This is a genomic window from Mycolicibacter terrae (assembly GCF_010727125.1).
GTDB classification, from domain to species: Bacteria; Actinomycetota; Actinomycetes; order Mycobacteriales; family Mycobacteriaceae; genus Mycobacterium; species Mycobacterium terrae.
On sequence record NZ_AP022564.1, the window covers coordinates 1,318,679 to 1,332,780 of the forward strand.

General features: G+C 66.2%; 15 protein-coding genes. 11 read left to right on the top strand and 4 right to left on the bottom strand.

What is annotated here, in order from left to right:
• Positions 1-92: 92 nt before the first annotated feature.
• Both poxB and G6N23_RS06385 read left to right on the top strand, forming a co-directional pair.
• Complete coding sequence (poxB, locus tag G6N23_RS06380; protein ID WP_085262040.1) at positions 93-1,829, top strand: ubiquinone-dependent pyruvate dehydrogenase; 1,737 nt, start codon at positions 93-95, stop codon at positions 1,827-1,829.
• Positions 1,830-2,001: 172 nt separating this feature from the next.
• Positions 2,002-2,469: a 2-isopropylmalate synthase gene (locus G6N23_RS06385; protein ID WP_085262041.1), complete on the top strand. Its 468-nt coding sequence runs from the start codon at positions 2,002-2,004 to the stop codon at positions 2,467-2,469.
• A 10-nt stretch (positions 2,470-2,479) separates the two neighbouring features.
• Here G6N23_RS06385 and G6N23_RS06390 read toward each other — a convergent pair whose 3' ends face one another.
• The gene (locus G6N23_RS06390) at positions 2,480-3,955 is read right to left on the bottom strand and encodes a cytochrome P450 (protein WP_085262042.1); all 1,476 of its coding nucleotides are present in this window, start codon (positions 3,953-3,955) and stop codon (positions 2,480-2,482) included.
• 127 nt (positions 3,956-4,082) lie between these two features.
• Here G6N23_RS06390 and G6N23_RS06395 point away from each other — a divergent pair, with 127 nt between their 5' ends.
• From G6N23_RS06395 to G6N23_RS06425, 7 genes are all read left to right on the top strand, one after another.
• A complete protein-coding gene (locus tag G6N23_RS06395) occupies positions 4,083-4,745 on the top strand; it encodes a TetR/AcrR family transcriptional regulator (RefSeq protein ID WP_085262043.1) in 663 nt (220 codons plus the stop codon).
• A gap of 38 nt (positions 4,746-4,783) precedes the next feature.
• Positions 4,784-5,656 carry an SDR family oxidoreductase gene (locus G6N23_RS06400; protein ID WP_085262044.1) on the top strand — a complete coding sequence of 291 codons (873 nt, stop codon included), beginning with the start codon at positions 4,784-4,786 and terminating at the stop codon, positions 5,654-5,656.
• Between the two features lie 44 nt (positions 5,657-5,700).
• A complete protein-coding gene (locus G6N23_RS06405; RefSeq protein WP_085262256.1) occupies positions 5,701-6,255 on the top strand; it encodes an NAD(P)H-dependent oxidoreductase in 555 nt (184 codons plus the stop codon).
• Positions 6,256-6,655: 400 nt separating this feature from the next.
• Positions 6,656-6,895: a redoxin NrdH gene (locus G6N23_RS06410; protein WP_085262045.1), complete on the top strand. Its 240-nt coding sequence runs from the start codon at positions 6,656-6,658 to the stop codon at positions 6,893-6,895.
• A 55-nt stretch (positions 6,896-6,950) separates the two neighbouring features.
• Entirely contained in the window at positions 6,951-7,418 is a 468-nt protein-coding gene (gene nrdI, locus G6N23_RS06415; RefSeq protein ID WP_085262046.1) for a class Ib ribonucleoside-diphosphate reductase assembly flavoprotein NrdI, read from the top strand.
• Positions 7,385-9,556: a class 1b ribonucleoside-diphosphate reductase subunit alpha gene (gene nrdE, locus G6N23_RS06420; RefSeq protein ID WP_085262047.1), complete on the top strand. Its 2,172-nt coding sequence runs from the start codon at positions 7,385-7,387 to the stop codon at positions 9,554-9,556. The genes nrdI and nrdE overlap by 34 nt, the downstream gene beginning before the upstream one ends.
• 127 nt (positions 9,557-9,683) lie before the next feature.
• On the top strand, positions 9,684-10,067 hold the full coding sequence (locus G6N23_RS06425; protein ID WP_085262257.1) for a VOC family protein: 384 nt from the start codon (positions 9,684-9,686) through the stop codon (positions 10,065-10,067).
• Between the two features lie 7 nt (positions 10,068-10,074).
• On the opposite strand, the gene G6N23_RS06430 is transcribed toward G6N23_RS06425, so the two are convergent.
• Complete coding sequence (locus G6N23_RS06430) at positions 10,075-10,749, bottom strand: winged helix-turn-helix transcriptional regulator (RefSeq protein WP_085262048.1); 675 nt, start codon at positions 10,747-10,749, stop codon at positions 10,075-10,077.
• 153 nt (positions 10,750-10,902) lie between these two features.
• Between G6N23_RS06430 and G6N23_RS06435 the strand changes: the two genes are divergently transcribed.
• Positions 10,903-11,712, top strand: coding sequence for a class I SAM-dependent methyltransferase (locus G6N23_RS06435; protein ID WP_085262049.1), 810 nt, complete (start codon positions 10,903-10,905; stop codon positions 11,710-11,712).
• Positions 11,713-11,731: 19 nt separating this feature from the next.
• Here the strand turns inward: G6N23_RS06435 and G6N23_RS06440 are convergent, their stop codons facing one another.
• Entirely contained in the window at positions 11,732-12,118 is a 387-nt protein-coding gene (locus tag G6N23_RS06440; protein ID WP_085262050.1) for a DUF5997 family protein, read from the bottom strand.
• A 28-nt stretch (positions 12,119-12,146) separates the two neighbouring features.
• Here G6N23_RS06440 and G6N23_RS06445 point away from each other — a divergent pair, with 28 nt between their 5' ends.
• A complete protein-coding gene (locus tag G6N23_RS06445; protein ID WP_085262051.1) occupies positions 12,147-12,860 on the top strand; it encodes a LysR family substrate-binding domain-containing protein in 714 nt (237 codons plus the stop codon).
• A 2-nt stretch (positions 12,861-12,862) separates the two neighbouring features.
• Here G6N23_RS06445 and G6N23_RS06450 read toward each other — a convergent pair whose 3' ends face one another.
• Positions 12,863-13,951 carry a helix-turn-helix transcriptional regulator gene (locus G6N23_RS06450; RefSeq protein ID WP_133055499.1) on the bottom strand — a complete coding sequence of 363 codons (1,089 nt, stop codon included), beginning with the start codon at positions 13,949-13,951 and terminating at the stop codon, positions 12,863-12,865.
• Between the last annotated feature and the right edge of the window lie 151 nt (positions 13,952-14,102).

Below are 14,102 nucleotides of genomic sequence, written 5' to 3' on the forward strand. Positions count from 1 at the left end.
ACGCGTTACGGGCGAGCGTGCGTGTTTGCGCGGCGACACGCCGTCTGCGGTGGCATTCTGCGCACGCTCGCTCCCGGTGAGGAGGACGTGAAATGGCAACCGTCGCCGACCATGTCATCGCCACCCTCGAACGCAGCGGGGTGCATCGCGTCTACGGGATCCCGGGGGACAGCCTCAACGGCTTCACCGATGCGATCCGGCGGGCCGGCGACTTCAGCTGGGAGCTGGTACGCCACGAGGAGACCGCGGCGTTCGCCGCCGCCGCCGACGCCGCGCTGACCGGTGGGCTGGCGGTGTGCGCCGGCAGCTGCGGCCCCGGCAACCTGCACCTGATCAACGGTCTGTTCGACGCCCAGCGCAGCCGGGTGCCGGTGCTGGCGATTGCCGCCCACATCCCGCTTGCCGAGATCGGTTCGGACTACTTCCAGGAAACCCACCCGCAGAACCTGTTCCGCGAGTGCAGTGTCTACTGCGAACTGGTCAGCACCCCCGAGCAGGCGCCGCGCATCCTGGAACTGGCGATGCGCGCCGCGGTCGAGGAGAACGGGGTCGCGGTGGTGGTCGTGCCCGGCGAGATCCTCTCCAGCCGGGTCGACGACACCGCCTGGGGATCACGTCCGGTGCTGCCCTCCGGGTCGGTATGCCGTCCCGACGAGCGCAGCCTGAGTGCCGCGGCGGTCATGCTCAACGCCGCGGACAACGTCACGATCCTGGCCGGTGCCGGGGTGGCCGGCGCCCATGACCAGGTCATCGACCTGGCGCGCACGCTGGCGGCGCCGATAGTGCACGCGTTGCGCGGCAAGGAGTACATCGAGTACGACAACCCCCACGACGTCGGCATGACCGGGCTGCTCGGATTCGCCTCCGGTTACAAGGCGATCAGGGAAGCCGATGTGCTGCTGATGCTCGGCACCGATTTTCCCTACCAGCAGTTCTATCCCGAGCGCGCGAAGATCATCCAGGTAGACATCCGTGGCCGAAACCTGGGACGACGCACCCCGATCGATCTCGGACTGCTGGGTACGGTGGCCGACGCCGTCGCCGCGCTGCGCCCGTTGTTGGTGAACAAGGACGACCGCACCCATCTGGACCGGTCGCTGGGGCACTACCGCAAGACCCGCAAGCGGTTGGACGCGCTGGCGTCCAATGATCGCGACCGTACCCCGATTCGTCCCGAATACGTTGCCGCGGTGGCGAATCGGCTGGCGGCTGACAACGCTGTGTTCACCGTCGACGTCGGATCCCCGGTGGTGTGGGCGGCACGCTACGTGACCATGAACGGACGCCGAAGACTGATCGGGTCGTTCAACCACGGCACCATGGCGTGTGCGTTGCCGCACGCGATCGGCGCGCAGACGGTCGACCGCGAACGGCAGGTCGTCGCCTTGGCCGGCGACGGCGGGCTGGCGATGCTGTTCGGGGAGCTGCTGACGTTGGCGCAGAATCGGTTGCCGGTCAAGGTGATCGTGTTCAACAACTCGTCGCTGAACTTCGTCGAGCTGGAGATGAAGGCCGCCGGTATCGTCAACTTCGGCACCGGCCTGCACAATCCGGACTTCGGCGCCGTCGCGAGCGCGCTGGGCATGTTCGGGCGCCGGGTGGAGCAGCCCGGCGACCTGGAAGCCGCCCTCGCCGACGCGTTCGGTTATGACGGACCAGCAGTGGTCGACGTGGTCACGGCCCGACAGGAACTGTCGATTCCGCCGGCGATCACCGCCGAGCAGGCCAAGGGATTCTCGTTGTATGCGATCAGAACCATCCTCGCCGGCCGCGGCGAGGAGCTGCTCGATCTGGTGACCACCAATGTCGCCCGGCGCATTCTGAATTGAGCCGAATAATCGGGTTGCACGCCTACCGGAGCACGACTAACCTGGCCGGATCATGCGTCATCTGCTCGTAGTAGCCGGAACCCGCAGCGGGGTCTGATTCAGACCGACCCCCCGCTGTGGGTCGGAGGCTATTACCCGTCGGTCACTCTCCTCGAGCAGAAAAGACCGAGATATGACCACAGCATCGTTCGCCGACCAATTCCGGGTTCCGCTCCCACGTGACCTGCGCGAGCAGGCCGCGCGGCTGTCGTGGGACGGCTTCGTCTCCACCTATGGCCGCGCCGCCGGGCCGCTGACGCTGAGCCGATGGCGCTGCCTGGACGCTGAGCGCCCCGCCGCCCGACTGGGGCCGCAGGGCCGCACCTACCAGGCGAATATCGCCGTCCGCGGCGTGAACGGCACCTGCACGGCCGCGGCGCCCGGACCGCTGGCCGCGCTCACCACGATGCTGCATGACCGCGGGATCACACTGGAAATCTTGGGTTTCCACCAGCTTCGGTGCGGGACCGAGACGGCCACGTTCATCCACGGCTCGAACGGGCGCGGTGCGGCGTGGGCCGTCGGCGTTGCGCCCGATGCCGGGTGCTCCGCGCTGGACGCGGTCATCACCTGTGCCAACCGGTTGCTGACGGCCCGATGAGACGCGGGATCTAGAGCCGGCGCAACACGATCGGCATACCGTCCATCGGGATCGGCATACCGCCGTAGTCCCAGCGCGGCTGGTAACCGGGCCGGGCCACGTCCAACCGGTAGCGGCGCAGCATCCGGTGGAGGATGGTCTTGACCTCGAGGCGCCCGTAGTTCATCCCGATGCACTTGTGCGCGCCGCCGCCGAACGGCGCCCAGGCGTAGCGGTGCTTCTTGTGCTCGGCGCGTGGTTCCAGGAACCGCTCCGGGTCGAACTGGCGCGGGTTGGTGTAGAGCTCGGGCAGCCAGTGGTTCATGCCCGGCCAGGTGACGACGTTGGTGCCGGCCGGAACATAGTGTCCGAGCAGCTCGGTGTCGCGCACGGCCTGGCGCATGTTGAACGGCAGCGGGGTGACCAACCGCAGCGACTCGTCCATCACCAGGTCGAGGGTCTCCAGCTTCTCCAGCGACTCGATGTCCAGCGGTCCGTCGCCGAGCCGCTCCGACTCATCGCGGGCCCGCTCCTGCCACTCCGGGTGCGCGGCCAGGTGGTAGGCCATGGTCGTCACGGTCGACGTGGTGGTGTCATGCGCGGCCATCATCAGGAAGATCATGTGGTTGACGATGTCTTGGTCGCTGAACGTGTTGCCGTCGTCATCGGCGGTGTGGCACAGCACCGACAGCATGTCGGCGCCCTCGACGCGCCGGCGTTCGGTGACCCGCTCGGCGAAGTAGGCTTCGAGCACCTTGCGGCCCTGCAGGCCCTGCCACCATTTGAACGGCGGCACCGCGGTGCGGATGATCGCTCCGCCGGCGCGGGTGGTCTGCTCGAAGGCGTGGTTGACCTTGGTCACCAGCTCGTGGTCCTCGCCGGGTTCGTGGCCCATGAAAACCACCGCCGCCACGTCGAGCGTGAGTTCCTTGGCCGCGGGGTGAAACAGGAACCGCGCGTCGTCGGTCGGCCAGTCGGCCACGATCCGGGTGATCACCCGGTCCATGTCCTCGACGTAGCTGGCCAGCCGCGGACGGGTGAACGCCCCTTGCATGATCCGCTTGTGATGCAGGTGCTCGTCGAAGTCCAGCAGCATCAGGCCGCGGTCGAAGAACGGCCCGATGACCGGGATCCAGCCGGTGGTCGAATAGTCCTTCTGCTTGTTGGTGAAGATGGCCTGGGTCGCGTCGGGTCCCAGCGCGACGATCGACGGCAGGATCGGCGACTCGGCGAAGTACACCGGCCCGTACTTGTTGTAGATGTGCAGCGGGAAGTCCGGCCCCTGGCGGAACATCTCGATGATGTGGCCGAGCAGCGGCAGCCCGGAATCACCCATGATGGGCTTGAGCTCGCTGCCAGGAGGCGGGTCGGCCAGCGTCTTCTGCTTCCAGTCCACGTTCAACAGCCGCTTCTCGATGGCGCCCATGCCGGGGATGGTGTTGAGCGTCGGGGTGAACCGGCGCCGGGCCTGATCGAGGAGATACTGCGGGGTGGTCATGGTCGTCATCGGCTGACTACCTCTCGTTCATCGGCTCGAGGCGCGACTGTGGCAACCGTCACGCAACCACATCCTCAGGTTAAAATTGACGCGTGTCAAGTTTGAATCCGGCGCGGCGTGGTGCAAGGTGCAAAGGATGAGTACCCAGCGCGACGCGGGCGGCCCGGCTACCGACGATGCGCCCCAGCGTCGAGGCGACAAACAGCGCCAGGCGATTGTGCAGGCGGTGCGGGAACTGCTGGAGGAAAAGCCGTTCGCGGAGCTGTCGGTCAGCACCATCAGCGACCGGGCCGGGGTGGCGCGGTCGGGTTTCTATTTCTACTTCGATTCCAAATACGCCGTACTCGCCCACATCCTCGCCGAGGCGACCCATGAGCTCGAAGAGCTCACCCACTTCTTCGCCCCGCGTGGCGACGACGAATCCCCGGCGGCCTTCGCGCAGCGCATGGTGGGCAGCGCGGCGGCGGTTTATGCCCACAACGACCCGGTGATGTCGGCGTGCAACTTGGCGCGCAACAGCGACGCCGAGATCCGCGAACTGCTCGACGCCCAGATCGACGCGGTGATCAACCAGATCGTCGGCGTGGTCAACGACGAGATGGTCGCCGGCACCGCGAACCCGATCAGCGACGACATCCCCGCACTGGTCCGGACGTTGGCGGCCACCACCGGCTTTATGCTCTCCGGCGACAGCGCCTTCCTGGGCGCCGACGGCGACGTGCAACGTGGTGTGCGAGTGCTCGAGGCGCTGTGGCGCACCGCGCTGTGGAGCGGTAGCACGGACGAGGCGCGGGACTGAACCGTCCGGGGCCGGTACCGCCGGTATCGTCAGCACCCATGACACGCGTAGCGCAGTACTACCGGGGCAAGCGGTGCTTCATCACCGGGGCGGCGAGCGGGATCGGTAGGGCCACGGCGCTACGGCTGGCCGAGCTGGGCGCCGAGCTTTATCTGACCGACCGCAACGCCGAAGGACTCGCCGAGACCGTCGCCGACGCGCGTGCCCTGGGGGCGCTGGTGCCCGCGCACCGGGTCGTCGATATCGCCGATTACGACGAGGTCGCCGCATTCGGCGCCGAAATCCACGAGCGGCATGACGCGATGGACATCGTGATGAACATCGCGGGGGTGTCGGCGTGGGGGACCGTCGACCGGTTGACCCACGAGCAGTGGAGCAAGATGGTCTCGATCAACCTGATGGGCCCGATCCACGTCATCGAGACGTTCCTGCCGCCGATGGTCACCGCCGGCCGGGGCGGACACCTGGTCAACGTGTCCTCGGCCGCCGGACTGGTCGCGCTGCCGTGGCATGCCGCCTACAGCGCCAGCAAGTACGGGCTGCGCGGGGTGTCGGAGGTGCTGCGCTTCGACCTGGCGCGACACCGCATCGGGGTGTCGGTGGTGGTCCCCGGCGCGGTGAAGACCCCACTGGTCAACACCGTGGAGATCGCCGGGGTCGACCGTGACGATCCGCAGGTGCAACGCTGGGTGGGGCGGTTCGCCGGCCACGCGGTGACGCCGGAGAAGGCGGCGGAGAAGATCCTCGCCGGGGTGGCCCGCAACCGTTACCTGGTCTACACCTCCGGGGACATCCGGGCGCTCTACGCGTTCAAACGGCTGGCCTGGCTGCCCTACAGCGTGGCGATGCGGCAGGCCAACAAGGTGTTCAGCCGCGCGCTGCTCCCATCGAAGAAGCCGCTGCCCCGTTAGCCCCGTCGGGAATGAATCCGGGCCGGCTCCGGTTCGGCTCAGGCATGACGGTGAATCGGAAACTCACGGTGTTGGCGTTGGTGGGAAGCCTGCGCGCGGCATCGGTCAACCGCCAGATCGCGCAGTTGGCGGCCGAGAACGCTCCGGACGGCGTCACGGTGACGGTCTGTGACGGCCTGGGTGAGTTGCCGTTCTACAACGAGGACCTGGACGATCCCGCGGTGCTACCCGCGGCGGTGACGGCCCTGCGGGCGGCGGCGGCGGACGCCGACGCGGCCCTGGTCATCACCCCGGAGTACAACGGCACCATCCCGGCGGTGCTCAAGAACGCCATCGACTGGCTGTCGCGGCCGTTCGGCGACGGTGCACTGAAGGGCAAGCCGTTGGTGGTGATCGGGGCGGCGCTGGGCCGCTACGGCGGGGTGTGGGCGCACGACGAGACCCGCAAGTCCTTCGGTATCGCCGGGCCGCGGGTGGTCGAGGAGATCAAGTTGTCGGTGCCCATCGGCACGCTGGGCGGCAAACATCCCCGCGAGCACGCACAGCTGGTCTCCGACGTGGGCGACGTGATCGCGAAATTGGCCGCCGAGGTGGGCTGAACCGCCCCGGCCGAGGCTTTGCTGGGAAGCGGTCGCAGGCCCGGCGCCGGGGAGTCGTTGTCGGTGTCCGGTGGTAGACCTGTCGCTATGAGCACTCGGCATGAATTTTGTGACGTGCGACACGCCGGGGCGGGCACCGCCGCGGGCTTACAACCAGCGAATTTCAAGAATGTTGTTCGGAACATCTTGTATGACTTCTCAAGGACACCCACTAGGTGTAGTGTTTCACGTACCGACAGACCCCGGATCGCCCGGCTGACCGGACTGCGGCGAACAGCATCGATTCGGTGCCCGGAGCTGCGGTGGAAGCGGGAAATCCAAGGCCTTGGCGGTCCGTTGAAAGTAGTACCTGATCCGTCATCTGTTCGTTGCCGACGATTCGCTGAGGAGTCTGCCGCCCATGAGCATCACCGTTTACACCAAGCCCGCGTGCGTGCAGTGCAACGCCACCTACAAGGCGCTGGACAACCAGGGCATCGCCTACGAGACCGTCGACATCACGCTCGACTCCGAGGCGCGGGACTACGTGATGGCGCTGGGTTACCTGCAGGCACCGGTCGTCGTCGCCGGCGACGAGCACTGGTCGGGTTTTCGGCCGGACCGCATCAAGGCGTTGGCGCGGACCGCTATCAGCGCGTAATCGGCCGCCCGGTGGGGTACCGGTGGAGTCTGACTGAGAACTGAAGGGGGTCGCCGTGTCTGCGGATTGTGAATGCAGCCTGGTGTATTTCTCCTCGGTGTCGGAGAACACCCACCGCTTCGTGCAGAAACTGCAACTGCCGGCCATCCGGATTCCGCTGCATGGGCGCATCGAGGTGGACCATCCCTACGTGCTGGTGCTGCCGACCTACGGCGGTGGCCGTGGGACACCGAACATCGCCGATGACGCAGCGGGCGGGTACGTGCCCAAGCAGGTCATCGCCTTTTTGAACAACGAACACAACCGGGGTCTGCTGCGCGGCGTGATCGCCGCGGGCAACACCAACTTCGGTGCGGAATTCTGCTATGCCGGCGACGTCATCGCCCGCAAGTGCGGGGTGCCGTACCTGTACCGATTCGAATTGATGGGAACCGACGAGGACGTGCAAGCCGTCCGCGCGGGCTTAGCTGATTTCTGGAAGGACGAGGCATGCCACCTACCGTTGCAACTGCAGAGCAGGTAGCCGAAACCAACCGCGGTGTTCCGGTGGGCGAGCTGGATTTCCACGCGCTCAACGCGATGCTCAACCTGTATGACAGTGACGGCAAGATCCAGTTCGACAAGGATGTGCTGGCCGCCCGTCAGTACTTCCTGGAGCACGTCAACCAGAACACGGTGTTCTTCCACAACCAGGACGAGAAGCTGGACTACCTGGTCCAGAAGGACTACTACGAGCGCGAGGTGCTCGACCAGTACTCGCGCAACTTCGTCAAGTCGCTGCTGGATCGGGCCTACGCCAAGAAGTTCCGGTTTCCGACATTCCTGGGCGCGTTCAAGTACTACACCTCCTACACGCTGAAAACCTTCGACGGAAAGCGCTATCTGGAACGGTTCGAGGACCGGGTGTGCATGGTGGCGCTGACCCTGGCCGCCGGTGACACCAAGCTGGCGGAGCAACTGGTCGACGAGATCATCGACGGCCGGTTCCAGCCGGCCACCCCGACGTTTTTGAACTCCGGCAAGAAGCAGCGCGGCGAGGCGGTCAGCTGCTTCCTTTTGCGCATCGAGGACAACATGGAGTCGATCGGCCGCTCGATCAACTCCGCGCTGCAGCTGTCCAAGCGGGGCGGGGGAGTGGCGTTGCTGCTGAGCAACATTCGCGAGCATGGCGCCCCGATCAAGAACATCGAGAATCAGTCCTCCGGGGTCATCCCGATCATGAAGTTGCTGGAGGACTCGTTCTCCTACGCCAACCAGCTCGGTGCCCGCCAGGGCGCCGGTGCGGTGTACCTGCACGCCCACCACCCGGACATCTACCGGTTCCTGGACACCAAACGGGAGAACGCCGACGAGAAGATCCGGATCAAGACGCTGAGCCTGGGCGTGGTGATCCCCGACATCACCTTCGAGCTGGCCAAGAAGAACGAGGACATGTACCTGTTCTCGCCCTATGACGTCGAGCGGTTCTACGGGGTGCCGTTCGCCGACATCTCGGTCAGCGAGAAGTACTACGAGATGGTTGACAACTCGGCGATCCGCAAGACCAAGATCAAGGCGCGCGAGTTCTTCCAGACCCTGGCCGAGCTGCAGTTCGAGTCCGGCTATCCCTACGTCATGTTCGAAGACACCGTCAACCGGGCCAATCCCATCGAAGGCAAGATCACCCACTCGAACCTGTGCTCGGAGATCCTGCAGGTCTCTACGCCGTCGGTGTTCAACGAGGACCTGACCTACGCCAAGGTGGGCAAGGACATCTCCTGCAACCTGGGCTCGCTCAACATCGCCAAGGCGATGGACTCGCCCGACTTCGCCCAGACCATCGAGGTCGCCATCCGGGCGCTCACCGCGGTGAGCGATCAGACTCACATCTGGTCGGTGCCGTCGATCGAACAGGGCAACAACGAGTCGCACGCCATCGGGCTGGGCCAGATGAACCTGCACGGTTACCTGGCCCGGGAGTGCATCCACTACGGCTCCGAAGAGGGCATCGACTTCACCAACATCTACTTCTACACCGTGCTCTATCACGCGCTGCGTGCGTCGAATCGTCTTGCGCTGGAACGCGGTCAGGCGTTCGCGGGATTCGACAAATCCAAGTACGCATCCGGGGAGTTCTTCGACAAGTACCTCAACGAGGTGTGGGAACCCAAGACGGTCAAGGTGCGCCAGCTCTTCGCCGACGCCGGTATCCGGATCCCAGACCAAAGCGATTGGCAACGACTGAAGGAATCTGTTCAGGCACACGGCATCTACAACCAGAACCTGCAGGCCGTTCCGCCGACCGGGTCGATCTCCTACATCAACCACTCGACGAGTTCGATCCACCCGATCGTGTCGAGGATCGAGATCCGCAAGGAAGGCAAGATCGGCCGGGTCTACTACCCGGCGCCGTACATGACCAACGACAACCTGGAGTACTACCAGGACGCCTACGAGATCGGCTATGAGAAGGTCATCGACACCTACGCCGCGGCCACCCAGCATGTGGACCAGGGGTTGAGCCTGACGCTGTTCTTCAAGGACACCGCCAGCACCCGCGACGTGAACAAGGCGCAGATCTACGCCTGGCGCAAGGGAATCAAGACGCTGTACTACATCCGGCTGCGCCAGATGGCGCTGGAGGGCACCGAGGTCGAGGGCTGCGTGTCCTGCATGCTGTAGGGCAGTTCGAGCCCAGTAGCAGGCCAGGGACAACATTCCCTGGCCTGCTTCTTTGTGTGGAGGCGGTCTGAATGACGGGCAGACCGTCGCAACGCTCACCCGTACCGGCGTGGTTAGGGTGGGCGGCGTGACCCGGATCAGACCGTTCCTCATGTTCCAGGGCGGCACCGCCGCCGCCGCGATCGAGATGTACCTGGCTGCGTTCCCGGGCGCCTCGGTGGTGTCCTCGACGCCGCACCCCGACCCGGTTACCGGCATCATGCTGGCCGAGCTCGACCTGGCCGGGCTGCGTGTGCTGGTCAGCGACAGCGCGGTCAAGCACAGCTTCGACTTCACCCCGTCGAGCTCGCTGTTCGTCGACGTCGCCGACCGCGCGGAGCTGGAACGGCTGGTGGCAGAGTTGGGGGAGGGCGGCGCCACGCTGATGCCGCTCGGCGACTACGGCTTCTCCACCGCCTTCGCCTGGGTCAACGACCGATTCGGGGTGTCCTGGCAGCTCAACCTGCCCTGAGCGATATTCAGGCCGGCCGGGGAACCGAGGCAGCTCTGCCCTGCCCGATCCAGGTGGGGATGGCTCGGCGCACCTCGGTGGGTCCCGACAGTGCGACACTGCCGTCGTGCATGGCATGTGACCAACCGAGGTCGCCACGCCAGATCCGGGTCAGGATCCGCAGGCTGGTATCGACAGTGCCGGTCACCTCGTAACCTGGGTCGAAGTCGCACACCTCGGCTTCGCCGTTGGCGACCACCAGCCACCACCGTGACGCCTTGGCCGCCACTCCGCCGAGAATGAATTCGAGCGTGGTGCGTGACCGCGGCCAGGCACCGATCGGGATGGTGCGGCGGATATCCCAGAACAATAGGTGGGGGTCGAGGTCGGCGTCGCCGAGGTCGCTGATCCAACGCACCCCCCACGAGGTGAGCGCCTCTACCGCACCGGCCAGATCCTGTCCGCAAGCCGTGAGCGAATACGTTGCACGGCCGTCGATTTCGGTGCGCTCGACCACGCCGGCGCGGACAAGCGACTTGAGCCGATTGGAGAGCAGCGCCGGTGACATCTTGGGTACGCCACGGCGCAGATCGTTGAAGTGAGTGCTGCCGAGCAGTAGCTCCCGCACCACCAGCAATGTCCAGCGTTCGTCGAGCAGCTCCATGGCCTTGGCCATGGGGCAGAACTGGTTGTATCCCGGCATCTGCGTACCTTTCGTGGATCGCCCGAATCTATGGTCTCGCAGCCGGCCTGCCCAGTACAGGTTCTGTAGCACGGTCGGTACAGATCTAGAACTGGATGCCTGCGCCGGCCGGACCGACGATGAGTTCACCGGGTGCGAGAGGAAGGGGAACCGATGAACGCTGTGGTGAACGACATTGAGGCCAAGCACCGTGCGCTGTGGGCGTTAGGCGACTACGCGGCGATAGCCGCTGATGTGGTGGCGCCGTTGGGGCCGGAACTGGTGGCAGCCTGCGGGATCGGGCCGCGGCACCGCGTGCTCGACGTGGCCGCGGGAACCGGGAATGCGGCGATCCCCGCCGCGGCCACCGGGGCCCAGGTCGTGGCCAGCGATCTCTGCCCGCAATTGGTGCAACGCGGGCGTGAGAAGGCCGCAGAACGCGGTGTCGTGCTGGACTGGCGCGAGGCCAACGCCGAGGCGCTGCCGTTCGACGACGATGAGTTCGACGTGGTGATGTCCTGTATCGGCGTGATGTTCGCGCCACACCATCAATCGGCCGCCGAGGAGCTGATCCGCGTCTGCCGCCCCGGCGGCCGTATCGGTGTGATCAGTTGGACGCCAGAGGGTTTCATCGGCCAAATGTTCGCCACCATGAAGCCGTACGTGCCTGCACCCCCGGCGGGGGCCGCTGCGCCGCCGCTGTGGGGCAGTGAGCCCCATGTGCGCGCCCTGCTCGGGGAGCAGGTCACCGATGTGGTGACGCAACGCCGCGAACTGACAGTCTCCGCCTTTGCCGACGGCATCGCGTTTCGCGACTATTTCAAGGCGAACTACGGGCCCACCATCGCGGCCTATCAGGGGATCGCCGACGACCCGGATCGCGTGGCTGCACTCGACGCCGACATCGCGGCATTGGCCGATCGCGCGCTGCTAAGCGGGTCGATGGGTTGGGAGTATCTGCTGCTGACCGCCCGTAAGTCCTGATTCCGTCTGATGATCAGAATCAGCTCGTGCGCGCCTGTTCGGCGTGCAGCGCCTTGATGCGTCGCTGCTCGCGCAACACCAGCTGGTAACTCTCGCGTTCGGCGACCAGCCACTCCGGCTTCTCCTCGAGCAGCTGCTCGATTTGCTCGGTGGTCAGCGCATTCTCGACGCCGCCTCGCGCGAGACCGGAGATCGAGATGCCCAGCCTGGCCGCCACCAGGTTCTTCGGGTGCGGCCCGTTCTTGCGGAGATCCTTGAGCCACTGTGGCGGGTCCGCCTGCAGGGCGGCGAGTTCGCTGCGGGTGATCGGGTTCTCCTGGAACTCCGCCGGTGTCGCGGGCAGGTACACATCCAGCTTCTTCGCCGCCGTGGCGGGTTTCATGGACTGCGCGTTGGGCCTGCTCATGCGAGCAGCCTATCGGTAGCCTGATGCGGTGGCGCTACTCTCTCTGACCCTCGGGTACGTCCCCGGCGGGACGCCCGCGAAGTGGGCCCGGATCTGGGCGGAGCGTCACCCGGAGGTCCCGCTGCAGTTGCGCTCCGTCGCCGCCGCAGAGGCCGCCGCCGCAGTGCGGGCCGGCACCGTCGATGTGGCGCTGCTCCGGCTGCCGGCCGATACCTCCGGGCTGGCCATCATCCCGCTTTACCAGGAGACGACGGTGGCCGTGGTGCCCACCGATCACCTTTTCGGTGCCGTCGAGGAGATCGCCACCGCCGACCTCGACGGCGAGCCGGTTCTGCTCCCACTCGACGACGTCCTCGCCTGGGCGAACGCCCCCGGCACACCGGTCGACCACCGGCCCGAAACCACCAAGGACGCAATAGAACTCGTCGCTGCCGGCCTCGGCGCGCTCATCGTTCCGCAGTCACTGGCGCGGCTGTATCACCGCAAGGACCTCACCTACCGGCCGATCACCGATGCCCCCACCAGCGGAGTGGCGCTGGCCTTCCCGGACGGGCCGCAGCCGGCACTGGTCGAAGAGTTCGTCGGCATCGTGCGCGGCCGCAAACCCGGATCATCGCGGGGGCAGGCGCAACCGGTTCCGAAACGCACGGCGCGGGAGAAGACCCTCGCCAAGCAGGCCGCCCGCGTCGCCGCGGGCAAGGTCGCCCGCAAGCCGGGCCGCGCCGCGCGCGGTCGGCGCTGAGCTCAGCGGCAGGGCGAGCGTAGGCCGAGCAGCAGCCGGATGAGGTCGGCTTGGCGATGCGTTCCGGTCTTGTCGAAAACGTGCTGCAGGTGTGTCTTGACGGTGGCCTGCGACAGCGACATCCGTTCGGCGATGTCTTTGACTCCGCCGCCGTTCAGCACCATGACGGCGATCTCGGTTTCACCGGGGGTGAGGCCGTAGTGGCGGCGCAGTAGAGCCGGCGCGGTATCGGATTCGTGCTCTGGATCGGCGACGACGACGATGGCGTGCCGGGCGGAACCGGTAGCGCCGGGCGGACCGGAGGGCAGAACCTCGATGACATAGGGCCGATGACCCGAGGCGCGAGCACACAGCAGGGAATTTCCCGCCGGGTGGTTGTCCCCGGGCGTCACCGCGGCACGAATGCTGCACCGCAGCGCTGCGTCGGCTTTGGCGGCTGCCGCTTCGAGTCGCCCGGCGCGGACCAGAAGTCCGTCGGCCGATCGCAACAGCTGCTCAGCGGCGGAGTTGGTGTAGACGATCTGGGAGTCGGTGGTGACGACGATGACGGCGTGGCCCAGCGCCTCGCTGAGCGCACTGAGGTCGTCGGCACAGCGACGCAGGCGTTCCAGGTGCGCTTGGCTGCGCAGGGCCTGCTGCAGATGCGGCACCAGGGCGTTGACCAACGGGACGAACGGCGTCGGCGGCCGTGGCCCAGCGGCGAGGAACATCAGCGGGGCGGGTCCGTCGGTGAGCCGTACGAACAGGCCGTCCGTCATCTCCAGCGGGCTCAGCCAGTCGACGTTGAACTCCGAATCCCTCTGCAAGTCCACCAGCGACCGCCCGCTGCGCAGGACACCGACCGGGCTTTGTTCGACGGCCTCGAGCACGTAATCGATCCGGTGGTAGTACTGCTCGTAGTCGAGGCGCACTTGCGGGGCCAGGTGCGCGGCTTGGACCGACCGGCCGTTTCCGTCGGCTCGTATCAGCGCGCAGCTGTGTACATCGAGGGTGTGCCGAAGCTCGCCCAGTGCCACGGTCCAGTTCTCGGGTGCCATCACCGAGCTGTATACGGTCGCGACTATTCGGGAGAAGTCGTCCAGGGTCGCCATCGCTGCACCCAGGTCTTTCACTCAGCGGACATACCGCCCGTTTATCGGACATTCTGCTCCCGCGGGACGCCCGGTTGCTCTGAATTTTCCTGGGAAAATCTCAACCGTTCGGATGAGGCGAGGCGCGAGCCGGGCCTGGTTTGCTGACCGC

Coding starts and splice junctions, on each gene's coding strand:
- G6N23_RS06430 (WP_085262048.1), bottom strand. CDS start 10,749: ATGCCGGGATACAACCAGTTCTGCCCCATGGCCAAGGCCATGGAGCTG.
- nrdE (WP_085262047.1), top strand. CDS start 7,385: ATGCCACCTACCGTTGCAACTGCAGAGCAGGTAGCCGAAACCAACCGC.
- G6N23_RS06435 (WP_085262049.1), top strand. CDS start 10,903: ATGAACGCTGTGGTGAACGACATTGAGGCCAAGCACCGTGCGCTGTGG.
- G6N23_RS06385 (WP_085262041.1), top strand. CDS start 2,002: ATGACCACAGCATCGTTCGCCGACCAATTCCGGGTTCCGCTCCCACGT.
- G6N23_RS06450 (WP_133055499.1), bottom strand. CDS start 13,951: ATGGCGACCCTGGACGACTTCTCCCGAATAGTCGCGACCGTATACAGC.
- G6N23_RS06395 (WP_085262043.1), top strand. CDS start 4,083: ATGAGTACCCAGCGCGACGCGGGCGGCCCGGCTACCGACGATGCGCCC.
- G6N23_RS06405 (WP_085262256.1), top strand. CDS start 5,701: ATGACGGTGAATCGGAAACTCACGGTGTTGGCGTTGGTGGGAAGCCTG.
- G6N23_RS06410 (WP_085262045.1), top strand. CDS start 6,656: ATGAGCATCACCGTTTACACCAAGCCCGCGTGCGTGCAGTGCAACGCC.
- G6N23_RS06400 (WP_085262044.1), top strand. CDS start 4,784: ATGACACGCGTAGCGCAGTACTACCGGGGCAAGCGGTGCTTCATCACC.
- poxB (WP_085262040.1), top strand. CDS start 93: ATGGCAACCGTCGCCGACCATGTCATCGCCACCCTCGAACGCAGCGGG.
- G6N23_RS06390 (WP_085262042.1), bottom strand. CDS start 3,955: ATGACGACCATGACCACCCCGCAGTATCTCCTCGATCAGGCCCGGCGC.
- G6N23_RS06440 (WP_085262050.1), bottom strand. CDS start 12,118: ATGAGCAGGCCCAACGCGCAGTCCATGAAACCCGCCACGGCGGCGAAG.